This window comes from Thiocystis minor, assembly GCF_016653465.1.
Lineage (GTDB): Bacteria > Pseudomonadota > Gammaproteobacteria > Chromatiales > Chromatiaceae > Chromatium > Chromatium minus.
Window position 1 is genome coordinate 24,283 of record NZ_NHSQ01000052.1, and the last position, 24,172, is coordinate 48,454.

Consider the following 24,172-nt stretch of genomic DNA (forward strand, 5'->3'; position numbering starts at 1 on the left):
TGCGACAACGACAACGACAACGGTATTCGCTAATGGGCTTGTTTAGCTGATTAACGAACCGCTCCTATCCCACCCGTCTCAGCAACAGCAGCGCCCCGGAAATGAACAGCAGGGGCGGCGCAATGGCCGCAAGGAACGGATTCATCCCGAACAGCAGCGCCAGATAGGCGAAGGTACGGCTGACCAGATAGTAGAGAATCCCGACCAGCACGCCGGCCAGGATGCGCCGCCCCATCCCGGTGCTGCGCGAGGAGCCGAGCAGCAAGGGGGTCGCGATCAGAATCATCGACAGGGTCAGCACCGGATGGACAACCTTGCCCCAAAAGGCCACTTCGTAAACCCCGGAGTCCTGCTTGTTGATCGACATGAAGCGGATGTATTTGTAGAGCCCCCACACGGGGAGTGCGTGCGGATCGGCGACGATGACCTTGAGTAACCCCGGATCCAGCATCGAATCCCAGCCGACCTGGGCGATCCGCTCGACCTCGACACCCGCCGCGCTGACCCGGCTGCGCGCGATCTCTTCCAGCACCCATTGCCCGTCCCGATAGCGGGCGCCGGCCGCGTGGGTCGCGATCAGGGTGCCCTGGGCGGGATCCACGCGATAGATGAAGATGTCGCGCAGGCTGGTTCCGGAACGGATCTCGCGGATATTCACATAGGATGCGTCGTCGATCGCCCAGAAACCGTCGGGGGTCCGCTGGGCCACGTCGCCCGAGAGCGCCTGCCGACGCAACTCCACCCCGCGTTGTTCCGCCAGCGGGGCCAGCACTTCGCCCATCAGGACGGCAATCGCGGCCAGCAGCAGACCGCCCAGCAGACCCGCGCGCACGATTTGCCAGACCGAGATGCCGGCGGCGCGCATGGCGACCAGTTCCGAGCGACTCGCCAGCGAGCCCAGCCCGATCAGCGCGCCGATCAGGGTCGCGATCGGGAAGATCTGGTAGGCGTAACGGGGGAGACTCAGAAGCATGAACAATAGGGCATCCGCCAGACCGTAGCGTTCGACGCCGATCGCGTCGAGTTCGTCGGCGAGGATCACGACCCCCAGCAGCGGCAGCAGGACGCCCAGCGTCAGCAGGGTGCCGCCAATCACCGCCCAGGCAAGATAGCGATCGAGGATTTTCACGACGACCAGGCCCCGTCATTCGATAGACTCTATGAACTTCATCCTATCATTACTGCCCGTCAGCCACTTCAGGCTGATTCCACGCTGATCACGCATCCTCAGGAGCACCACGATGGAATTCACGACCCAAACCGGCGACCTCGCCACCCAAAAAACGCCCTGTCTCATCCTTGGGGTCTTCGAGAAACAGCCGCTCGCCGGTCCCGCCGAGGCCATGGATCGCGCCAGCGGCGGTCGGTTGAGCGAGTTGTGGAAGAAGGGCGATCTCGATGGCGAGGCCGGTCGGACCCTGATGCTCTACGACCTCCCCGGTCTCGCCGCCGAGCGGGTGCTGCTGATCGACTTCGGCAAACCCCAGGAGTGCAACCGGACCAACTATCGCAAGACGCTCGCCGCCGCCGTCGCCTATCTCCAGCAGACCCAGGCGGGCGAGGCCGTGCTGGCGCTCCCGGCGACGCTTCCGGCAGGCATGGATCTTTACGCGGCCATCCGCGACGCGGTGATGACGGCCGAGGACAGGGTCTATCGTTACACCCGGACCAAGGAAGACAAAAAGGCGCCTAAGACGCCGCTCGGACAACTGACGCTGTGGGTGTCGAGCGAGCCGGATCTGGTCATTGCCGAACACGCCATCCAGCATGGCGCGGCCATGGCGGCGGGCGTCAACCTGGCAAGGGAATTAGGCAACTTACCGGGCAACCTCTGCACGCCCACCTATCTGGCCGATCAGGCGGCGGAATTGGGTGGCCGTTACGACGCGCTCAAGGTCGAGGTGCTCGACGAGGCCGCCATGGCTGAATTGAAGATGGGCGCGCTGCTCTCGGTCTCGCGCGGCAGCCGTCAGCCGGCCAAACTGATCGTCATGGACTACCGGGGCGGCACGCCCGACGCCAAGCCGATCGTGCTCGTGGGCAAGGGCCTGACCTTCGACGCCGGCGGCATTTCGATCAAGCCCGCCGCCGAGATGGACGAGATGAAATACGATATGTGCGGCGGTGCCAGCGTGATCGGCGCCATGCGCGCCGTCTGCGAACTGGGTCTGCCCATTAATCTGGTGGGCGTGGTGCCTGCGTCCGAAAATCTGCCGGACGGCGACGCCAACAAGCCCGGCGACATCGTCACCAGCATGTCCGGTCAGACCATCGAGATTCTCAATACCGACGCCGAGGGCCGCCTGATCCTCTGCGACGCGTTGACCTACTGCAAGCGTTTCGATCCCGCCCTGGTCATCGACCTCGCCACCCTGACCGGCGCCTGCGTGATCGCGCTGGGCAAGCATGCCGCCGGGCTCTTCACCGCCGACGATCAACTGGCCACGGAGATCCAGAAGGCCGGCGAATCGGTTGGCGACCGGGCCTGGCGTCTGCCGTTGTGGGAGGACTATCAGCAGCAGCTCGACAGCAATTTCGCCGACATGGCCAATGTCGGCGGCCGCGAGGCCGGGGCCATCACCGCCGCCTGTTTTTTGGCGCGCTACACCAAGGACTATCCCTGGGCGCATCTGGACATCGCGGGCGTGGCCTGGGTTGGCGGCAAGGAAAAAGGCGGCACCGGCCGACCGGTGGCGCTGCTCACCCAGCTTCTACTGGAGCGGAGTGGGGTGTTGAAGCCTTAAGGCGATTTCCGGGAACGAGCTTGACGATTTTTCCATTCGTCCTGAGCTGTTTCAGCTAGGGCGTGTCATCAATTCTCCTTGTGTGGGATGCCGCCCTGTAGGGGCGAATGAATTCGCCCCTTGGCGATGCCGCGCGGCATCCGCGTCGAGCAAATCGATCCGAGCCCTGGAACCGTGGCGGGACGGCGCTTTGCCTGCCATCATCAGGCGATCCGTTTTTCCGCATTATGAAAGCTATTCACTATTGCGGAAAATCAAGCCTCTCCGTAAAGTTCACCCAACGCACGGCCGCACGCAAACGGTCGGCTGAGAACATCATCCCACTGGAGAGAACATCATGACCGACTCGGCACGCACCAGGCTCGATCCCCCCCCGGACTTCTGTGAAGGCATGCTGCATTTCGGCGCGCTACCCACGGAGTTCGCATCGCTCTGCGCGGAGCCAGTCATCACGGAAGGGCGGAACGGCATCGACCGCATCGACAACGCCGCTGTGTTCCAGACCCAACTCGCCGCGGATGCGCTGCGCTATCTCACCCTTCAACTCTGCGCCTCGAAGGAATCCGGCCACCCCGGCGGTTTCGCCAGTGCCGCCGACGCCTATGCCGCCCTAGTGATGCTGGGTCATACCAATATCGTGACCGAGGTGGGCCATCACGCGCCCGGCTTCTACAGCGCCATGTTCCTCGACGGCTCGCTGGAGGCGATGGGCATCCGGAATCTGAGCGATATGCAAACACGCTTCCGCGAGCGCGGCGGTCTGCTCGGGCATCTCTCGGGGGCGATTCCGGGTCTGCTCGCGCCCGCCGGTCCGCTCGGTCAGGGACAGCATTTCGCCATGGCCGGGGCCTATCTGAATCGCGACAAGCTCTTTCCCTGCACCATCGGCGACGGCGGGCTGGGCGAGCCCTACATCCTCTCGGCGATGAAGCATTTCCACACCGCCTATCCGGAGGTGACCAACTTCCTGCCGGTGCTGATCTGGAACGGCTTCAGTCAGGAGCATCATTCGATGGTGTCGTTGATGGACAACGAGGCCATGCTCGCCTATTGGACGGCGCATGACTTCGCGCGCGTCATCCTGATCGACGCCAAGACCTATGACGACGCCGGACAGGATGGCGCCTATGTCGACAGCACCCGCTTCGGCCCCGAGGCGCGCCTGGCCTTCAGCCGTGCCATCCTCGAAGGCATGCAGGAGGCCGCCGACTCGGCCCTGAGCGGCACCCTGACCGCCGTGATCGTGAAGCAGCTCAAGGGCGCCGGAGTGCATACGGTTGGTGCCAAGTCGCACAACCTCTATCCCGGCGACACGCCCGAGAAGCCGAACATCGCCGCCGCCCTGGAGCGCCGCGCGCTGGCACCCGAGATCTGGCAACTGGTGCGCACCAACCTGAGCCGCGCTGGCGGTGGTCCGGCGGGCAAGACCGTGGTGACCGAGTTCGAGCGTCCGTTGGCGGACATCGGCACCCTGCCGATGCAGGCGTTCGCGCCCGGCGAGCAGGCGGTGCCGGCGAGCGCCATGGCGCAGATGGTGGCCGCGCTCGGTCAGCGCGATCCCGAATTCGTGGTGACCAATGCCGACGGCAACGAGGCGTCGAACATGAAGGCCATCAACGATGCGCTCAAAATCCGTCATCCGACCGAGGATCCGCTTTACAACCAGATGCCGAACGGCCAGGTCTACGAGCCGCTGAACGAGGATGCCTGCGCCGGTTTCGCGGCGGCGCTGGCGCTCTTCGGCGGGCGCTCGCTGTGGCTGTCCTACGAGAGCTTCGCCATCAACGGCTGGCCGATCGTGCAGACCGTGGGTCAGGCGATGGCCGAATTGCGCCATCGCACCCCGGCGGTGGTGACCATGTTCACCGCCGGCGCGCTGGAACAGGGGCGTAACGGCTGGACCCATCAGCGCCCGGAGATCGAGAACTATATCGGCGGGCAGGTGCGCAACGGCAACGTCTATCTGCTCTACCCGGCCGACGCCAACATGATCCAGGCCGCCTATGCCTGGTCGGTGGAGCAGTCCAACAAGTGCATCAGCATCGTGGCCTCCAAGTCCGCGCTGCCGGTGCACACCACGCCGGATCAGGCGCGCGCGGCGATCGAACAGGGGGCGACCTGTCTCTACGAATCGGCGAGTGGCGACAAGGGTACGGTGGTCTTCGCGGTGACCGGTGACATGGTGTTCCTGCCGGTGTTCGCCGCCAAGGAGCGGCTGGAAGGCGCCGGCTATCGGGTGCGGATCGTGGCGGTGGCCAACCCGCGCCGGCTCTATCGCCCGCACGAGGTGGCCTGGTCGCACAGTGCCGAGCCCGATGATCGGTTCATGAGCGACGCGGATTTCCAGACGCTGTTTCATGGGGACGTGCTGATCGGCGTGAGCGGCGGCGGCACGGTGGCACTGGAGCCGGTGATGCTGCGCTCGCGTGCCGCGGCGCGGGATCTGTTCGGGTGGCAGCGCGGGGAAACGACCGCCAGCCCGACCGAGATCATGGCGTTTAATGGCATCACGCCGGAGGGGCTGGCGGGACGCGCGGAAGAGTTGATGCGCCACGCAGTTCAATAACAGTAGGATGGGCAAAGCGCAGCGTGCCCATCCTTCACGCCACGAAACTGTCGAAAAAATTTCGTTGTCGTTGTCGAGTATCCGCGCGACAACGACAACGACAACGACAACGACAACGACAACGACAACGACAACGACAACGACAACGACAACGAGCAGAGTCCTCGACCACGTTTTTGGTTCCGGCTTTGCTGGGTTAGGGCCAACGCTTCCGCCCGTCTCGGGGCCTGGAACACCAAACCGAGAAATAGCAGTCGGCTGCCAGCGACCAGCCTCCAGCCATCGATCGATCAAGGTTTTCGCTTCTTGCTGCGTTCCCCCATGAGTGAAGCTCGGCAGGTCTGGCTCAATGGCTAAGTTGATGATTCCCAAAAGCTGGCGGCTGGCGGCTGGAAGCTGACGGCTCTTTATTGGCTAAACCATGCGTCACCACCGCAGAACGATGTGACGAGAAAACCAGCTTGCGAGCACCCGCACCATGAGCCAGACACCGACCACCAAGATCATCGCCATCGACGACGACCCGACCGGCTCGCAGACGGTGCATTCCTGCCTGCTACTGACCCGCTGGGATCCGGAGACATTGCGCGAGGCACTGACCGACGACTCGCCGCTCTTCTTCGTGCTGAGCAACACGCGCGGCATGAGCGCCGACGAGGCGGCGTCCGTCACCCGCGAGATCTGCGTCAACCTCCGCGAGACCCTGGCGCGGCTTGCCGACGCGGGCACGATCATCCATCCCGTCCTGGTCAGCCGCTCGGATTCGACCCTGCGCGGTCATTATCCGGTCGAGACCGACATCATCGCCGAGGAATTAGGCCCCTTCGATGCCCATTTCCTGGTTCCGGCCTTTTTCGAGGGCGGACGCATCACCCGCGACGGCGTGCATTATCTGATCGTCGATGGCGTGCCCGTGCCCGTCAACGAAACCGAATTCGCGCGCGATTCGGTGTTCGGCTACCGCCATGCCTTCCTGCCCGACTATGTGGAGGAGAAGACCGCCGGGCGGATCACGGCGGATCAGGTCGAACGCTTCGGACTCGCGGACATTCGCGGCGACCTCGGCGCGCGTCTGCACGCGCTGCACGGCAACCGCTGCGGCGTGGTCGACGCCGAGCGTCAATCCGATCTCGACGGCTTCGCCCGTCAGGTACTCATGGCGGCGGGCGACGGCAAGCGATTCCTGTTCCGCAGCGCGGCCAGTCTGTTGACAGCCTTCGCCGGCCTGCCGCCCCAGCCGGTGGCGCCAGACGCCATGTGCGAATTCGTCCGCGACGGACGCCCCGGCGTGGTGCTGATGGGTTCGCATGTGGCGAAGTCGACCCGGCAACTGGAGTCGCTGATCGAAAAAACCGACGTGGTTCCGCTCGAAATCGATCTGGATCGCGTGATGAGCGACGCGGCATCCCTGCGCCGGGATCTGCTGGAACGGCTCGCCAGCGCGCAGCGGGAAAATCGAGGCGCCGTACTCTATACCAGCCGGGGCGAGCGTTCGTTTCCGAGCAAGGCGGAACGGCTCGCATTCGGCGAGCGGGTCTCCGCCTTTCTGGTCGAACTCACGCGGGATTTGCCGCGCGACATCGGCTTTCTCATCAGCAAGGGCGGCATCACCTCCAACGACACGCTCAGCAAAGGTCTGGCGCTACGCACGGCGCGCGTGCTCGGCCAGGTGCATGCCGGCTGTTCGGTGGTGCGCTGTCCGGCCGACCATCCGCGCTTTCCCGATCTGCCGGTGGTGATCTTTCCGGGGAATGTCGGCGGCGACGATGCCCTGGCCGAGGTGTATGGGATTCTCGCGCGGACGTAGTCGGCGATCTCGCCTGTAGAGACGGTGATTGCCGCCGGAGAGGTGATGCAGGGCGCGGATACACGAGCGGCCGGTGGCGCTGTCGAGAAAGGCGACGACATCGCTCTGGCCATTGAGCCTAGCGATACCGCGGAGCAATTCGCGCGCCTCCTCCAGGGTGCGCTCCTGCAGAGTCGTGAGTAGCAGTTGGGCGAGCGCGTTCTCGGCCTCCTCGGGTGCCAGGTCGAACAGTGGCTCCAGCGCTTCGCGTTTGAATTCGTCAGGGTATCGCTTGCTCAGGGCCTCATGAACGCGGCGCAGCAGCTCCAGCAGACTGGTGCTGGTCTCGTCCTCGTTGAGCCAAGCGATGCGCAAACGCTCATCCAGGGTTCGATCCAGTCCAGCCGAAGGGTCGAACCATGAACGGCTTAACGCTCAGAGGCTTAGGATTTTCCGTCCGCCCTTCGACAAGCACCGTTCAGCGACAGGACTTGGATGAAAAGACAGGTGCCCAACCAAATCCATGATTCGGTTGGGCACCTGTCATCGTCGCTTAACCAGAAGCTCAGTTAAATCCGGGGCTTCTGATGGCTTTTCCACGTCCTCGCAGCGCTCACGGGCGCGACGAGGACGTCTCCCAGACTTACGCCAGATCGAAGCGGTCGGCATTCATGACCTTCGTCCAGGCGGCCACGAAGTCGTGCACGAACTTTTCCTGGCCGTCATCCTGCGCATAGACCTCGGCATAGGCGCGCAGGATCGAGTTGGATCCGAAGACAAGATCGATGCGGGTCGCAGTCCATTTGACCTCATCCGTCTTGCGGTCACGGATTTCGTACAGGTTGTTACCGGCTGGCTTCCAGGTGTAGGCCATGTCCGTCAGATTGACGAAAAAGTCGTTCGTCAGCACCCCTTCGCGATCGGTGAAGACGCCGTGCCGGGTACCGCCGTGATTGGTGCCCAGAACCCGCAGGCCGCCAACCAGCACCGTCATTTCGTGGGCGGTCAGACCCATCAACTGCGTCCGGTCGAGCATCAGTTCCTCGGCGCTGACGACGTAGTCCTTCTTGAGCCAGTTGCGATAGCCGTCATGAATGGGTTCCAGCACCTCGAACGACTCGGCATCTGTCATCGCCTCGGTGGCATCGCCGCGACCGGGCGCAAAGGGAACGGCGATGGCGCCCCCCCCCGCCTTGGCCGCCTGCTCGATCCCGACATTGCCGGCCAGAACGATGACATCGGCCAGGCTCGCGCCGCTCTCGGCCGCGATGGGCTCCAGTACGCCCAGTACTTTAGACAGACGCGCGGGCTCGTTGCCCTCCCAGTCCTTCTGCGGAGCCAGACGGATGCGCGCGCCATTGGCGCCGCCGCGATTGTCCGAACCGCGGAAGGTGCGAGCGCTGTCCCAGGCGGTCGCGACCATCTCGCTGACGCTCAGGCCGCTGGCCGCGATCCGGGCCTTCACGGCGTCGACCGCGTAATCGGTGCGACCGGCGGGCACCGGATCCTGCCAGATCAGGTCTTCCTGCGGGACATCGGGGCCGAGATAGCGCGCCTTCGGCCCCATGTCGCGGTGCGTCAGCTTGAACCAGGCCCGCGCGAAGACCTCCGAGAAGTAGGCGGGATCCTGATAGAACCGCTCCGAGATCTTCCGATACTCGGGGTCCATCTTCATGCCTATGTCGGCATCGGTCATGATCGGGTTGTGGCGGATCGAGGGATCCTCGACATCGACGGGCTTGTCTTCTTCCTTGATGTCGACGGGCTCCCACTGCCAGGCGCCGGCCGGGCTTTTCTTCAGTTCCCACTCATGGTTGAGCAGCATGGCGAAGTAGCCGTTGTCCCACTGGGTCGGGTGAGTGGTCCAGGCGCCTTCGAGACCGCTGGACACGGTGTCGCGGCCAATGCCTCGGGTCGTCTTGTTGATCCAGCCCAGCCCCTGATCCTCAAGATCGGCGGCTTCGGGCGTTGGCCCCAGCAGGCTGGCATCGCCATTGCCGTGGCATTTGCCGACCGTGTGGCCGCCGGCGGTCAGGGCGACGGTTTCCTCGTCGTTCATGGCCATGCGCGCGAAGGTCACGCGCACGTCCTGGGCGGTGCGCAGCGGGTCGGGTTTGCCGTCGACGCCTTCCGGGTTGACATAGATCAGACCCATCATGACAGCGGCCAGTGGGTTCTCCAGATCCCGCTCGCCCGAGTAACGGCTGTTGGGGTTGTCAGTGGGCGCCAGCCATTCCTTCTCCGAACCCCAGTAGATGTCCTTTTCAGGATGCCAGATATCCTCGCGGCCAAAGCCGAAACCGAAGGTCTTCAGCCCCATCGACTCATAGGCCAGGGTGCCGGCGAGAACGATGAGGTCGGCCCAACTGATCTGGTTGCCGTATTTTCTCTTGATGGGCCAGAGCAAACGGCGCGCCTTGTCCAGGTTCACGTTGTCGGGCCAACTGTTGATCGGGGCAAAACGCTGATTCCCCGTACCGGCGCCGCCCCGTCCGTCGGCGATCCGGTAGGTGCCCGCCGCATGCCAGGCCATGCGGATCATCAGACCGCCATAATGACCCCAGTCGGCGGGCCACCAGTCCTGGCTGTCGGTCATCAGGGCTCGCAGATCCTGCTTGAGCGCCTCGACATCGAGCGTCTTGAGCGCTTCGCGATAGTTGAAGCCCTCGCCCATCGGATTGGTCTTGGTGTCGTGCTGATGCAGGATGTCGAGGTTCAGCGCCTTCGGCCACCACTCCATGACCGATGTTCCAGCGGCGGTATTTCCGCCGTGCATCACGGGACACTTGCCAGCCGTCGTCGTTGCATGATTCATCTCGATCTCCGCTCGTGGTTTCAGTGAGTGAAGTTCATTCATCTTAGCTGCTCGTCGAGCATCTGGCTCGACGGGCACGGCCAGAGAATATGGACAGTCGACGCCGGGGGCCAATCGTTTCGCCGGATCTCGCGGATTGCTCCCGTCTATGGGGAAGGACTCGGCCATGCGCCTCCGCTCACTCAGCCAAGTCAAGCGGCCGCTTCACTGGGAAAAGCGGTCAATTGCGCAGGCGCTTGATGGAATGCCCGCCGGGCGAGCCTGGGCGCTGCGAGAGAGACGATCGATGCCGCACGATGATTGGCGTGCGTGGTGCCGATCGCGCGCCGCGCCGTCTATGACCGTCCGCGCGCGCGGATGGCCGCCAGGCGCTCCAGCACGACTCGGCACTCGACAGGCTTGGTCCAGTGGTCATCGAAGCCTGCGGCGGCGCTGCGCTGGCGATCCTGCTCCTGCCCCCAGCCGGTGATGGCGACGATGGCCAGCGCCTGACCCCAGGGCTTGGCACGCAACTGTCGGCAGGTCTCGAAACCGTCGAGCTTCGGCATTCCCAGATCCAGCAGCACCAGATCAGGACGAAAGCGCTCGGCGACGGCAAGCGCTTCGAGCCCGTCAGCCGCGGTCCGCACCGTGACGCCTTGCAGGTCCAGCAGCATGGCCAGCGATTCGGCGACATCGGTTTGATCGTCGACCACGAGGACACGGCCTTCGAGGCGTCCCAGCGACGGCGGGCTCTGCGCTGGCGCCACAGGGCGCGCGGACACGACCGGCAGGCGCACGCGGAAGGTGCTGCCGGTTCCGGGGCCGTTGCTGTGCGCGCTCACCTGCCCCTCGTGCATGGCCACCAGCCCCTGGGCCAGCGCAAGGCCAATGCCCAGCCCCGTCTGGACCCGCCCGACGTCGGTCGGAACCTGATGGAACAGCTCGAACAGCCGCGGCAGATGCTCGGCGGGGATGCCGATGCCGGTGTCGGTCACTTCGACCACGACCTCTCCGGCGGTCCGGGTGGCCGTGAGGCGAATGGCCCCGCCGGCAGGGGTGTATTTGGAGGCATTGTTGAGCAGGTTGGCAAAGACCTGCGCGAGGCGCACGGGATCGGCCTCGAACGCGATGGGCTCGGGCGGGATCGAGACGCTCAGTTGTTGTCCGGCGGCCTTGATGAGGGGTCGCGCCACCTCGAGCCCGTGCTCCAGCACCGTCGCCAGCCCGACGCGCTCGCGCTGGAGCGCGAGCTTGCCGCGCGTGATGCGGCTGACATCGAGCAGATCGTCGACGAGGCGCACGAGATGGCTCACCTGGCGGTCGATCAGGTCGCGCGCGGCCGCCACCCTCGGATCCGACCCGCCGGCGAGCGTGAGGATGGCGCAGGCGTTGCGAATCGGCGCGAGCGGATTGCGCAGCTCATGGCCGAGGGTGGCGAGGAAGGCATCCTTGCGCCGGTCGGCCTCGCGCAGGGCCGCCTCGGCCGCCTTGCGCTCGCCGATGTCGCGCCAGGTGCCGATGGCGCCGACGACCCGCTCACCGCTATCGTGGATCGGCGCGGCATTACACAGCAAGAACAGCCTCCGGCCGTCTTCGTTGAGCTGCACCAGCTCGGCATCCCGCACGGTCTCGCCCTTCAGCGCCCGTAACAGGGGCAGCTCATCGACCGGCATGACGGTCTGGCCGTCGGGGCGATACACGGTCCAGCTCTCGACGACCTCCGCGATCCGCTTGTCGGCGTGCGGAGCACCCAACAGATCCTGGCCGTGCTGGCTGACCAGACGGAGGTTGCCGTCGGCATCGCAGACGGTGATGCCTTCGGGGACGTTGGCCAACAGGGTCGCCAGCATCCGCTCGCCCGCCTCGGCCTTGGCCAGTGCCTGGCGCCGTGCGTCCTCCGCGTGCTTGCGCTCGGTGACCTCGCGCACCGCGCTGCGGACGATGGGCTCGCCGGCGACCATGTCCACGGAGACGTCGGCCTCCAGCCAGACCAGGGTCCGGTCGGGACGGATGAAGCGGTACTCGTCCTTATGGCCTACCACCTGCCCTTGCGCGCGGGCGCGCTCCAGCAGTCGGGCGGCGTTCTGCGCCACCCGCTCCCGATCGTCGGGATGCACGCCCTCAAACCACCGCTCCCACGAGATGGGCAAGTCCGGCTCAAAACCGAACAGGGCGTAATGCTCCGGACTCCAGTAGGCTGTGTCCCGCGCCGCATTCCATTCGACGAAGCCGATGCGCCCGGCCTGCGCGATGCGTCGCAGCCGCTCCTCGCTTTTGCGCAGGGCCTCCTCGGCCGCCTTGCGCTCGGTGATGTTGGTATGCACCACCACCACGCTGCCGTCCTCGCGCTGCAAGGGGTTGACGGTCAAGGCGTACCAGAACACTTGGTCGGGGGCGTGGCAGAGGTAGTCAAGGTTGAACTGAGCGGTCGCGCCGGACATGACGGCCCGGATGCCTGCCGCCGTCCCGTCCGCGCCTGCGGCGGAGTCGCCGCGGGCGGTGTCGCAAATCTCGAGATAATTGGTTCCGATACCGGTGCGGGGGGCGGTCTCGCCGGGCCGCGGACCGTTCTCCAGGGCAAAGCACTGCCAGGGCGCGTTGACCGCGACGATCACCCCATCCCGGTCGAGCACCGCGACCTCGCTTGGCATGGCGTCTAGCACGGCCTGCTTGAACCGCTCGCCGTCGCGTAAGACGTCGGCCGCGGTATGTTCTGGCGTGACATCGAAGGCCGCCAGCATGGCGCGTGCCGGCTCCTGACCGTCGAAGCTCACTTGCTTGCGCACACGCAGCCAGCGAATCTGCCCGCCGGGCAGGACCACGCGATGATCCAGGTCGAAGAAGCCCGGACCACTCGGGTCCAAGCACGCGGCGATCAGGGCATGCAGGCGCCCGCGCTCCTGCGGGTGGAAGGTGGCGTGCACGGTCTCGCGCGGGACGGACAGCGCGTCCTCGCCCAGCCCGTACAACTGGGCGGCCTTGGCCGTGAGATGACAGGTGCCGGTCGCGTAGTCGATCTCAGCCAGCCCCATGCCGGCGACTCGCAGGCCCAACTGCAGGCGCGCCTCGCTCTCGCGCAGGGCGTCGTTGACGCGCCGGTAGTCCGTGACGTCGCGAAAATAGACGGTCAGCGCGTCGGGCGCGGGGTAGCAGTGGCATTCGATCCACATCTCGAGCGGCGCGGGGTAGTACTCCTCGAAATGGACCGGCTCGCCGGTCTCCATCGCTCGCTGATAGCCTTCGTGGAATTTCGTGCCCAACGCGTGAGGAAACAGCTCCCACACGCAACCGCCGAGCAGGCGCTCGCGCGCGATCCCGAGGATCTGGGTGGCCCGCTCGCTGACGACGGTATAGCGCCAGTCGCGGTCGAGGACGAGCAGCCCGTCGCTGATCCGCTCGATCGTCTGCCGGAATCGGTCCTGCGCCTGCCGCAGTTCCTCCTCGCGCCGGCTGAGCGCCCGTTCCAGGCACAGGCGATCGCTCACGTTGACGACAAAGACGGCGACCGATGGCGCCTCGCCCTCGGGCGTCGGCAGACGCACCGCCTCGCCGTCCCAGGTCGCCTCGGGGTCCGACGGAATCGGCGCTCGATAACCGTCGATGGACCAGGTCTCGCCGGTCTCGATCACGCGCAGGAAGCGCTCCTCGAAGTCGCTCGCGGCGGCGTCCGGAAACACGTCGCGGAAGCGGCATCCGAGCATCGGCGTGTCCGGGGCGAGGCGTCGGTAGCCCTCGTTGACGTAGGTGTAACGCAGCTCGCGACCGGCCAGCACGGCGGCGCAGAGGCTGGCGCGCTCCGTGGCGGGAGGCGGCGGGTCCGACGGGAGGCCGGGCGCCGCCTCGGCACTGTCCGGCAGGGGAACCTCGCGCGCGGTGATCAGCAGCCCGATCCCGTCTTCCATCGGCACCGGCGCAAGGCTCCCTTCCCAACAGGTATCGCGACCTTGGAGGCGCTGAACGTGGCGCGGCACCTCGACGTGGTGACCGGCGCGCGCCCGCGCGTGCATGGCGAGCGACATGTCGCGGGTGTCCGGGAACAGGGCGACGATGTCCGCGCCGATGGCTGTCTCGTCCTTTAGACCGGTGGAGCGCAGCCATTCGTCATTGGCCCGCAGCACCCGCCCGTCGGGTGCCACCAGGCAGCGGCCCACGCCCGGCTCCCGCAGCAGCAGCTCGGCAAGTTCGCTCGCGGCAAGCTTGGAAAGCCCATTCATTTCGACATCCTCGGTGTATCACGGTGCCCGATAATCATTATCCTGCGGGGGGGAAGCGTAGGCGTAGAAACCCCGTGTCCGCCGCAAATGATGCCTACAATAGTGCTTGGCCCGCAACCTGCGGCCTTGCCGAGGCAAGCCAGCCCGTGCGCCGCGGGGGCGGCCGGTCACCTCTCGAAACGCGCCATTGGTGCCGCGTGCCGGTCCGGACGGTGCGACCCGGCAGATGCCACGGAGTCACGACAGGGGGGCAAAACCCCGAAGGCGCAGTGGATGGTTGGGTGTTCCTAACAGCATGAGGGCTGTGGTCAAGAGAGCCCCTTCAGCCGACCGGTCCCCTCGTGATGGGATTCAGCGACCGCTTGCGACAGCACCGCCGCCGCTCGGGCGGACCGGTTCAACGTCAGAAAAGGGTCGTGACTTGTCACTCGCTCCAGAGGCTCGATTTTCCGCTAACCGGATCGAGCCGACACCGACGAAGGAAAGCCCAGTGGCCGTTCCGGGGACGCAAGAGACGCTCGTCCCGATCCCGACGAGCGGCTGGATTGGTCGTTTCCGCCCGCTCGCGCCTTACACCTCCAATGGCAGCTCTCCGCGTTCCGAGATCGATAGGGCCTCTGGACGCGGACATTTCCTGTCGCGTCAGGCCGCACTCGGGCTTCATCCCGAATCGCCCATCGACATCACCTCTGACGCGCATTCACCGCCCAGACCGCCGCTTCCACGCGGCTCTTCAATCCCAGCTTCTTGAGAAGGTGCTTGACGTGGACCTTGACGGTCCCGACCGCCAAGTCCAGCTCGCGGGCGATGAGTTTGTTGCTCCAGCCCTGCGCGATCAGGTCGAGGATCTCGCGCTCCCGGGGGGTCAGGCCGGCCGCGTCGGGATCCCGGGGGAGCGGGCTGTCGCGCAGGGCGCGGGCCAGTAGCTCGGTGAGCTGCGTGCTGATGGCGAGACGCCCGTGCATGGCGCTGCGGAGCATCTCCAGAATGGCCTTGGGCTCCATGTCCTTGAGGAGATAGCCGTCGACGCCGGCGCACAGCGCGGCGAGGACGTCGCTCTCGGTGTCGGAGACCGTGAGCATGACGATGCGGGCGTCGAGCCCGTCGTCGGCGCGCAGATGCCGGAGGGTTTCGATGCCGTCCATGACCTTCATGTTGAGGTCGAGCAGGATGAGATCCGGGCGCAGCGCGTGCGCGAGTTCCAGACCCGTCCGGCCATCCGATGCCTCGCCGACCAGCCGCAGCGATGGCTCCATCGCGATCAGGTCCGCGACGCCTTTGTGGAACAGCGGATGGTCGTCGATGATCAGGACCGAGGACTCAAGTGTCTTGTTCATCAGTGATTCCTGCCTTAGCGGTGGAAGCTTGAGCCGGGTTTTCGCCGGACCGATCGCGGTCCTTGGCCGCGTCCTCGGGAGCGAGTCCGCGCGGGCGAAAATGCAGCCTGATCCGGGTGCCCCGGCCGTTTTCGAGCGGGCTCTCGATCTGGAGGTCACCCCCCAAGCTTAGCGCCCGCTCGCGCATGATGCGCAGCCCGAAATGGTCGCGACCGACCGGCTCGTGCGCGAGTCCCCGACCGTCATCCGCGATCAGGACATCGATCCCGCCGTTGCTGCGCTCCAGATGGATCGAGCCATTGCGCGTGCCGGCATGCCGGATGATGTTCGAGAGCGCCTCGCGGATGATCCGCATGACATGCACCTCCTCGTTGGGCGTGAGCAATCCGGCGGGCAGGCGGTCGACGAGTTGGAGGTCGAGATTGGCGCGGTCCTGAAATTCCCGCACCGTGCCCGACAGCGCGGTGGCCAATCCCCGTTCGTCGATCCGGAGCCGGAAGGTCGTCAGCAGCTCGCGCAGTTCACGATAGGCGCAGTCGATGCCGTCGCGGATCTCTGACAGGATCGCGGACGCCGGGGGCAACGCCGGCTCGCGCGCGTCCCTGGGCGCGTCCTGGGGCACGCTCAGCGCGACTTCCATCCGCAGCACCTGGATCTTCAGGTAGGAGAGCGACTGGGCGAGCGAATCGTGGAGTTCGCGAGCCTGGATGCCGCGTTCCTCATGGAGCGCGAGCCGACGGTCTTCGTCGATCCGCGCCTTGAGGTTCAGCGACCGCGCCAGATGCCCGGCGAGCGATTCGAGCAGCGGTTGCCGCCAGGACTCAAGCTGTCCGCCCGACGGGAGAGTGACGCGCAGGGTTCCGAAGCGATGGCCCAGCTCGCCTACCGGGAAGCCGATGACGCTGGGGCCGGACGTGGCGGTCGCGTCTCGCGCACGGGATTCGGAGTTGTCCGGAGTTTCCGTCGGGATCTCATCTGGCGAATCCACCGAGCCGGACGCGGGCGCGTCGGCATGCGGGACATCCCGCAGACAGAGCCGCAGATCGACGAGTCCGAGTTGCTCGCGGAAATCTTCCAGCACACCGCGCAGGACCGATTCCGAGAGCGACGCCTCCTCCAACGCGCGGCTGGTGCGATAGAGCAGAGCCAGCGAGCGATTGGTACGCGCCAGATCCCGGGTCTTGTCGGTGACGCGCTGTTCCAGCTCGCGGTAGATGTCCGAGAGCCCTTCGGTCATGAGGTTCATGGCCGCGCCGACCCGGCCCAGTTCGTCATGCCCGATCCAGGTGGCGCGGGCGGAGAAATCGCCCGCCGGATGCGATCCGCGCAGGTCGGCCGCCTTTCTCGGTCGGCCCTGTCCCCTGCATGCACAGACGCTGGCGGACTCATGCCTGCTGTTCGTGGACCTGAACCGCGTGCGGCTCGCGATCGAACGCTGGCCGGAGGTGGCCTTCCGGATGCTGACGCTGGTGGCCGAACGCGCCCAGCGGCTGACCGCCGACCTGGAAGTCTGCTGTCTGCATTCGGCGATCCAGCGGGTGGCGGGCTTCCTGCTGCGCGAGGCGGTCTCGGATCCGGCGTCGCCGGATCACGCCGAACTCGTGCTGCCGGCGGCCAAGACCGTGGTGGCCTCCAGCCTGAATCTGTCCCCGGAAACCTTCTCGCGCGAACTGCATGGACTGGCGCGGCGCGGATTGATCGAGGTCGAACGCAGACGGATCCGCATCCCCTCACTGAACCGTCTGCGCGCGCTGGCCGCGCTCGATGTCGAGCGGCCGGACGCGCCGCCACCGTTCCCCGTTCTCGCTCAGGATTCAGCACGTCATGCCCATTAACGCGGATCGCCAGGAATTCCGAGAACTGTGCGTGCGCGACTGTCCCTACGACATGCTGCATCTAGCCCGGCTGGGCGAGGAGATCCCGACCGGCACGCCCTATTTCATCGCACGCGAGGCCGGTTGCGAGATGTGCGAGGACATCCCCTGTGTCGCGGCCTGTCCGACCAATGCGCTCGACCATGATCTGACCGATATCCGCGACGCAGAGATGGGGCTCGCGGTGCTGATCGATCAGGAAAACTGCATCGCCTTTCAGGGCCTGCGCTGCGAGGTCTGCTTCAATGCCTGCCCGCTGCGCAACGAGGCGATCACGCTCGACATGCAGCATAACGAACGCTCCGGCAAGCATGCGCGCTTTATCCCGGTCGTCCACTCCGGGCACTGCACCGGCTGCGGCAAGTGCGAAGAGGTCTGCATCCTCGATCAGGCCGCGATCAAGGTGCTGCCGCGGCATCTGGCCAAGGGCGAATTAGGGGCGCACTACCGGCTGGGCTGGGAGCAGAAACGCGAGGCGGGCGGCGCGCTGGTCACGCCCGATGCCGAGCACCAGTACAACCTCCCCGAGGGGATGCGCTACGAACATGGCGGAGCAGGCTTGATCCAGGAGGCCATGCCGGAGCCGCCGGCTATGTCACTCCCGGACAATCCGCTGGACGCGCTCAACCGCAAGGGGCCGCTGTGATCAGAGCTGTCAGCTTTCAGACTCCAGCGGCCAGCTTTTTGGAATCGGTCAGTTGGCGGGTGTTTGGCGTCGACTGGGGATCACCCATTGGGTGAAGGCATCAAGCGATGAAGACCACGACAACACGAGTGCTGGCGGCTGACGGCTGACGGCTGACGGCTCTTTCCAGGATGAAAGCAGGCATGGACTCACCAGGACAGATCGCCGTCGCGGAGCAGGGTTGGCTCAAGGCCCACCAATGGCTGCTGCTGCGACGTCTCAGTCAACTCGGCATTCTCGCCCTCTTTCTGACCGGCCCGGTCGCCGGGGTCTGGATCGTGACAGGCACTTTGTCCGCGAGCATGACACTCGATGTCCTGCCGCTGACCGATGCGCTGCTGCTCGCGCAATCCGGCCTCTCGGGAACCCTGCCAGCCATGAGCGGACTGATCGGCGCGCTGATCGTGCTCGTCTTCTATGCCCTGATCGGCGGGCGGGTCTTCTGCTCCTGGGTCTGTCCGGTGAATCTGGTGACGGACCTGGCCGCCTGGACCGGCCGGCGCTTCGACATCCGCCCGAGCGGCAGACTCTCGCGCAGCCTGCGCTACTGGCTGCTGGGCCTGATCCTGCTCTTCCCGCTGCTGACCGGCATTATGGTCTGGGAGTTCGTCAATCCGGTCTCCCTGACCCATCGCGGCCTCATCTTCGGCGGGCTCTGGGGCATGGGCTGGGCCTGGATGCTGCTGCTCGGCATCTTTCTCTATGACCTTTTGATGGTCCGGCGCGGCTGGTGCGGACACCTCTGTCCGGTGGGCGCCTTCTATGGACTGGTTGCAGCCATGCTATGCGGATTCGCCGCCGCCGGTCTGACGGCCATGGCACTGGCCGAGGAGATCGAATCGCTGCGCGGGCATGCGGTGACGGATCCCTCTGATCCCTCGCTCAACAAACCGACGCTGGCCGTGCCCGGCGGATTTGTGGTGGGTTGGGAAGAGCAGCCGCCGCTGATCCCGCATCCGATCGACAACTACAGCATCGATCTGCGTCAGAACGGCTGTTTCAAGTGTCACAGCCCGGATACCTTCGAGACCGCCAAGGCGCCCAAGATCGCCGACAGCCATTTTTACGACCGTGACGGCAACAAGCTCGACGGCCTCGCGCCACGCCGCTACTTCTGCACGCAATGCCATGCTCCCCAGGCGGGCGCCATGCCGCTAGTCGAGAATATCTTTGGGGACCGTTGAACCTGAAAGAAGCTGTCAGCTTCCAGCCTTCAGCGGCCAGTTTTTTGAATCAAACACTTGGCTCGCGAGACATTCTGACCGACCCTCAAACGACCCAGGAGGACACCATGCAGGACCATCGTCAGACTTCAGCACCCAAAAACCGCGCCCGCCGAGCGACCTGGCTCATCCTGCTGGCCGGCATCGGGATCGGCATCCTCTTCTGGGGCGGGTTCAATACCGCGATGGAAGCGACCAATACCGAGCCGTTCTGCATCTCTTGCCATGAGATGAAAGTCAATGTCTACAAGGAATCGAGTCCATGGACTATACGAAACAGGAGTCGCGAAGTTCCCAGGCACACCAGGACGCGGAGGACGCCGGACTGACCTGCATCGACTGTCACAAGGGCATCGCGCACAGTCTGCCGATGGAATACGACCCCGAAAAAGATGCCCCAGGCAAGAGCATCTTCTATACCCGGAGCGATTGATCGCGGCTCGGTGTTGAGAAACCGGCGGGGATCGCCTGACAACCCCGTATGACTTACCCCGAGGCGGTGGCAACCCGAGCGCTGACTTGTGCACGCTAACGGGATTTCGCGCTCGGCGATGACTGAAAATAGTAGCTGAGCTTGTCCGAGAGATTGAGGTATTCCACCTGCTCCTCGCTCAGATCGGATTGGCACAGGCTCTTGCGGATGCCTACATCTTCCTCTGCCAGGTTTAGAACCAGCGACTCCTCCTTGGGAATGTCCGGCGAGTAGATCAGAACATTTGGCTTCAACAGATCTGTCGGGTTGAGCGAGATCACCAGGGCAATCCGCTCATCGTTCAATCTGACGACGGTACCGGGCGGAAAGACCCCCAGGTTGGTGATGAAGGTGGTCAGCACCTTGGGGTCATAACAGGTGCGTTCCCTGGAATACATGCGCGAGATGGCTTGATGAGGGGACAGGCCGCGCTCCGCTCCAAGGCCGTTGCACAGATTGTCATAGCGGTTGACGACCGTGACGATGCGGGTCAGCAGGCCAATGTCCGCGGCGCGCAAACCCTCGGGAAAGCCGCTGCCGTCCTGATGCTCGTGGTGCTTGGCGATGATCTCGACCACGCTTGGGGGCAGACTGCCGATGCCGCGCGCGATCTCGGCGCCATAGCGGGTATGCTGTTCGTACAGCAGACGTTCCGGCCGCGTGAGTTCGCCCTTTTTATGTAGAACCTGGTAGGGGATCTTCTGATGGCCCAGGTCGTGAAAGAGCGCGCCGAGCCCGAGCTGGCGTAGTTGAGCCCTTTCCAGGTTCAGCTTCTGACCGATCACCAGCGCCAGCGCAATGACATTGATGGCGTGAAAGTAGCTGTTCTCGTCCTGGTGCTTGAGGTTGACCAGTTGGACCGTGGTCTCCTGGTCCTCGGTGAGATCCTCGACCATCCCCACGACGAGATCCTGGGCCTCCTCGGCCGCCTGAATCGGAGAAGCGCGCAGATTGGCCATGAGTTTGCGCGCCGAGCCTACCGACTGAGTGTAGCGTTTGGCGCATTGATTGAGACGGGTGCGGCGCTCTTTCAACACCCGGATACGCTGCTGTTTTTCCTCCCAGAGCGCGGCGGACGGATCGTCCCTGCTCGAGTCCGTCGGGGTTTGCGGGGGGTCGGGCGGCGGATCGGCGGCTGACGACGGGGCGTCGCTGCGCGCGGGATCGATGCGGACCTGCTCGATCCCGAGCGAGCGCAAGGCATCCAGTTGCTTCTGGGTGCGGATCTTGAAGCTGCTCGTCACGAAGGGATGACTCATCCAGGGCAGGTCAAGATGGATAAACAAACCGATCCGCAGTTGGCTTTTATCGACGGTTTCTTTATTCACATCAAGCACCCAAATCGCCGCGAATCGATCATCCCGATACCGAGCGGTTGAGCCGCAAAGAACGCAACCGCATCAGGTTGCAACGGAAACCCGTTACACTCGCTCATGAAAAGCCAAGAATAAGTCATTCGGACCCTCCCCGCTTGATTCTCGGCTTGACCACTTGTAGCGTGCAGGGTTTGGACGTGTCCAAGTCCACTGAACGCCAGGCCCTCCGACGCACCCGAGACCGATTGCAGTGACTGACTATAAACATACCCTGAACCTCCCCAACACCGACTTTGCGATGAAGGCGAACCTGGCCCAGCGCGAGCCCGAGATGCTCAAGCGTTGGGAGTCGCTGGATCTCTACGCCCGTATCCGCGCCGCGCGCGCGGGCGCCGCGACCTTCATCCTGCATGACGGTCCGCCCTATGCGAATGGCGACATCCACATCGGTCACGCGGTCAACAAGGTACTGAAAGACATCATCGTCAAGTCGCGCACGCTCGACGGACTGGACGTGCCCTATGTGCCGGGCTGGGACTGTCACGGCCTGCCGATCGAGCTTCAGGTCGAGAAGAAAAAAGGTAAACCTGGCCACAAGATCAGTGCCGCCGAATTCCGCGTCGCCTGCCGCGAGTATGCCGCGAAACAGGTCGATGGCCAGCGCGGCGACTTCAAGCGTCTGGGCGTCCTCGGCGATTGGGAGCGACCCTATCTGACCATGGATTTCGGTTTCGAGGCCGGGATCATCCGCGCGCTCGGCCAGATCATCGCCAACGGTCATCTGCAAAAGGGCGAGAAGCCGGTGCACTGGTGCATCGACTGCGGCTCAGCGCTGGCCGAGGCCGAGGTGGAATACGCCGACAAGCAGTCCATCGCCATCGATGTGCGCTTTCCGGTCGCCGAACCCGAGGCGCTGAAAGCCCGCTGTCATGCCAGCCCCAACGGCTGCGGCGAGGGTCCGGTGGCGGTCGTCATCTGGACTACCACGCCCTGGACCCTGCCCGCCAATCAGGCGGTGGCGCTGAACGCCGATCTCGATTATGTCGTCGTCGAGGCCGTCTCGGCGCACGGGAAGGAGCGTCTGATCGTCGCCGAGGGCCTGCTCAAGGACACCATGGACCGCTGGGGCATCGAAGAGTATCGCGTGGTCGGCGATGGGCGCGGCATCGAGTTCGAGGGCCTGATGCTCAGGCATCCCTTCCACGACCGCGAGGTGCCGATCATCGTCGGCGAGCATGTCACGCTCGAAGCCGGTACCGGCGCCGTGCATACCGCGCCCGGTCATGGCCTGGAGGACTATCTCGTCGGCCAGCGCTACGGGCTGTCGGTCGACAATCCGGTCGGCGGCGACGGGCGCTTTTTGCCCGGTACCGAGCTGTTCGCGGGCGAGAACGTTTTTCAGGCCAACGAGCATGTGATCGAGGTGCTCAAGGCCAAGGGTGCCCTGCTGCTGGAAACCCGCTTCACCCACAGCTATCCGCACTGCTGGCGCCATAAGACGCCGATTATCTTCCGTGCAACGCCCCAATGGTTCATCAGCATGGACAAACAGGGTTTGCGCGAGACCGCGCTGCGCGAAATCGAGAATGTCCGCTGGATGCCGGATTGGGGTCAGAGCCGGATCGAGGGCATGGTACGCGGACGCCCGGACTGGTGCATCTCGCGTCAGCGTACCTGGGGCGTGCCCATCGCGCTCTTCGTCCACAAGGAGACCGCCGCGCTTCATCCGCGCACCGCCGAGTTACTCGAACTGGTCGCCAAGCGGGTCGAAAAACACGGCATCGAAGCCTGGTTTGAACTCCACCCGCGGGATCTTCTGGGCGACGAGGAAGGCGCGCGCTACGACAAGGTTCACGACACTCTGGATGTCTGGTTCGACTCGGGCGTCACCCATGCCTGCGTGCTGGAGCAACGCGAGGGGCTGCGCGCCCCGGCGGATCTCTATCTGGAAGGCTCGGACCAGCATCGCGGCTGGTTCCAGTCCTCGCTCATGACCTCGGTGGCCATTCACGGTCGCGCGCCCTATCGTCAGGTGCTCACCCACGGCTTCACCGTCGATGCCCGGGGCGAGAAGATGTCCAAGTCGAAGGGGAACGTGGTCAGCCCTCAAAGCGTCATGAAAACGCTCGGCGCCGACATTATCCGGCTGTGGGTCGCGGCGACCGACTATCGCACCGAAATGAACGTCAGCGACGAGATTCTCAAGCGCACCGCCGACGCCTACCGGCGCATTCGCAACACCGCGCGCTTTCTGCTCGCCAATCTGAACGGCTTCGACCCGGCCATCCATACGGTCGCGCCGAGCGACATGCTAGCGCTCGACCGCTGGGCGGTCGACCGGGCCGAGCAGCTTCAGCGGGAGTTCAGCGACGCTTATCGCGACTACCAGTTCCATCTGATCGTGCAGAAGGTCCAGCAGTTTTGCGTGGTCGACATGGGCGGCTTCTATCTGGATGTCATCAAGGACCGCCAGTACACCACCCAGGCCGACAGCCTGGCGCGGCGCTCCTGTCAGACCGCCATGTATCGCATCGTCGAGGCCATGAGCCGCTGGCTGGCGCCGATTCTCAGCTTCACCGCCGATGAGATCTGGCAAGAGATTCCGGGCGAACGCGACGCGACCGTCTTCACCGCGACCTGGTATGAAGGACTCTTCGCGCTGGAAGACGGCGACGCCATGGATCGCGGATTCTGGGACCGGGTGATCGCCACGCGCATGGCCGTCGGACCCGCGTTGGAATCCGCCCGCAAGGCCGGCCAGATCGGCTCCTCGCTCGACGCCGAGCTGGATCTCTACTGCGCGGACACGCTGCGCGAGGCACTCGAACGGCTCGGAGACGAATTGCGTTTCGCACTGATCGTCTCCGAGGTTCGGTTGTACCCCGTCGCCGAGCGCCCCGAGGATGCGGCCGATACCAACCTGGACGGACTTGCCGTGCGGGTCATCGCGTCCGAACAGGCCAAGTGCGTGCGCTGCTGGCATCATCGCGCGGATGTCGGCAGCCATACCGAGCACCCGGAGCTGTGCGGGCGCTGTGTCGAGAATGTCGCCGGGGCGGGCGAGACACGGCGTTTTGCGTAGAGGGGCGGAACGGCCACGGCAGAATGCCAATGTTTGGCACGGATGCCGAGTGGCCGTGAAACCCATCGCCCACTGA

General features: G+C 64.9%; 15 protein-coding genes. 9 read left to right on the forward strand and 6 right to left on the reverse strand.

Features of this window, described 5'->3' with window-relative positions; all coding sequences use genetic code 11:
* Positions 1-64: 64 nt before the first annotated feature.
* Positions 65-1,129: an LPS export ABC transporter permease LptG gene (gene lptG, locus CCR95_RS05695; protein ID WP_201092676.1), complete on the reverse strand. Its 1,065-nt coding sequence runs from the start codon at positions 1,127-1,129 to the stop codon at positions 65-67.
* A 112-nt stretch (positions 1,130-1,241) separates the two neighbouring features.
* Between lptG and CCR95_RS05700 the strand changes: the two genes are divergently transcribed.
* From CCR95_RS05700 to CCR95_RS05710, 3 genes are all read left to right on the forward strand, one after another.
* Positions 1,242-2,744 carry a leucyl aminopeptidase gene (locus CCR95_RS05700; RefSeq protein ID WP_201092677.1) on the forward strand — a complete coding sequence of 501 codons (1,503 nt, stop codon included), beginning with the start codon at positions 1,242-1,244 and terminating at the stop codon, positions 2,742-2,744.
* Positions 2,745-3,081: 337 nt separating this feature from the next.
* Positions 3,082-5,310, forward strand: coding sequence for a phosphoketolase family protein (locus CCR95_RS05705; protein ID WP_201092678.1), 2,229 nt, complete (start codon positions 3,082-3,084; stop codon positions 5,308-5,310).
* A gap of 478 nt (positions 5,311-5,788) precedes the next feature.
* Entirely contained in the window at positions 5,789-7,117 is a 1,329-nt protein-coding gene (locus CCR95_RS05710) for a four-carbon acid sugar kinase family protein (protein ID WP_201092679.1), read from the forward strand.
* Between the two features lie 622 nt (positions 7,118-7,739).
* Here CCR95_RS05710 and katG read toward each other — a convergent pair.
* The 4 genes from katG to CCR95_RS05735 form a co-directional block, all read right to left on the reverse strand.
* Positions 7,740-9,911: a catalase/peroxidase HPI gene (katG, locus tag CCR95_RS05720; RefSeq protein WP_201092680.1), complete on the reverse strand. Its 2,172-nt coding sequence runs from the start codon at positions 9,909-9,911 to the stop codon at positions 7,740-7,742.
* 335 nt (positions 9,912-10,246) lie between these two features.
* Positions 10,247-14,107: a PAS domain-containing protein gene (locus CCR95_RS05725; protein WP_201092681.1), complete on the reverse strand. Its 3,861-nt coding sequence runs from the start codon at positions 14,105-14,107 to the stop codon at positions 10,247-10,249.
* 683 nt (positions 14,108-14,790) lie between these two features.
* Positions 14,791-15,444: a two-component system response regulator NarL gene (gene narL, locus CCR95_RS05730; protein ID WP_201092683.1), complete on the reverse strand. Its 654-nt coding sequence runs from the start codon at positions 15,442-15,444 to the stop codon at positions 14,791-14,793.
* Positions 15,428-16,690, reverse strand: coding sequence for an ATP-binding protein (locus CCR95_RS05735; protein WP_201092684.1), 1,263 nt, complete (start codon positions 16,688-16,690; stop codon positions 15,428-15,430). The genes narL and CCR95_RS05735 overlap by 17 nt, the downstream gene beginning before the upstream one ends.
* Between CCR95_RS05735 and CCR95_RS05740 the strand changes: the two genes are divergently transcribed.
* The 5 genes from CCR95_RS05740 to CCR95_RS25785 all read left to right on the forward strand — a co-directional run bounded on the left by CCR95_RS05740 (position 16,689) and on the right by CCR95_RS25785 (position 19,659).
* On the forward strand, positions 16,689-17,279 hold the full coding sequence (locus CCR95_RS05740; RefSeq protein ID WP_201092685.1) for a Crp/Fnr family transcriptional regulator: 591 nt from the start codon (positions 16,689-16,691) through the stop codon (positions 17,277-17,279). The genes CCR95_RS05735 and CCR95_RS05740 overlap by 2 nt on opposite strands.
* On the forward strand, positions 17,269-17,964 hold the full coding sequence (gene napG / locus CCR95_RS05745) for a ferredoxin-type protein NapG (protein ID WP_242523076.1): 696 nt from the start codon (positions 17,269-17,271) through the stop codon (positions 17,962-17,964). The genes CCR95_RS05740 and napG overlap by 11 nt, the downstream gene beginning before the upstream one ends.
* A 182-nt stretch (positions 17,965-18,146) precedes the next feature.
* Entirely contained in the window at positions 18,147-19,187 is a 1,041-nt protein-coding gene (gene napH / locus CCR95_RS05750) for a quinol dehydrogenase ferredoxin subunit NapH (protein WP_242523077.1), read from the forward strand.
* A gap of 107 nt (positions 19,188-19,294) precedes the next feature.
* On the forward strand, positions 19,295-19,555 hold the full coding sequence (locus CCR95_RS26065) for a NapC/NirT family cytochrome c (protein ID WP_338115354.1): 261 nt from the start codon (positions 19,295-19,297) through the stop codon (positions 19,553-19,555).
* Positions 19,489-19,659, forward strand: a complete 171-nt coding sequence (locus CCR95_RS25785; protein WP_276570231.1) for a NapC/NirT family cytochrome c — start codon at positions 19,489-19,491, stop codon at positions 19,657-19,659. The genes CCR95_RS26065 and CCR95_RS25785 overlap by 67 nt, the downstream gene beginning before the upstream one ends.
* A gap of 95 nt (positions 19,660-19,754) precedes the next feature.
* Here the strand turns inward: CCR95_RS25785 and CCR95_RS05760 are convergent, their stop codons facing one another.
* Positions 19,755-21,026, reverse strand: a complete 1,272-nt coding sequence (locus CCR95_RS05760) for a DUF3391 domain-containing protein (protein ID WP_201092687.1) — start codon at positions 21,024-21,026, stop codon at positions 19,755-19,757.
* 238 nt (positions 21,027-21,264) lie between these two features.
* Here CCR95_RS05760 and ileS point away from each other — a divergent pair, with 238 nt between their 5' ends.
* Positions 21,265-24,096 carry an isoleucine--tRNA ligase gene (gene ileS / locus CCR95_RS05765; RefSeq protein WP_201092688.1) on the forward strand — a complete coding sequence of 944 codons (2,832 nt, stop codon included), beginning with the start codon at positions 21,265-21,267 and terminating at the stop codon, positions 24,094-24,096.
* The last annotated feature ends 76 nt before the right edge of the window (positions 24,097-24,172 follow it).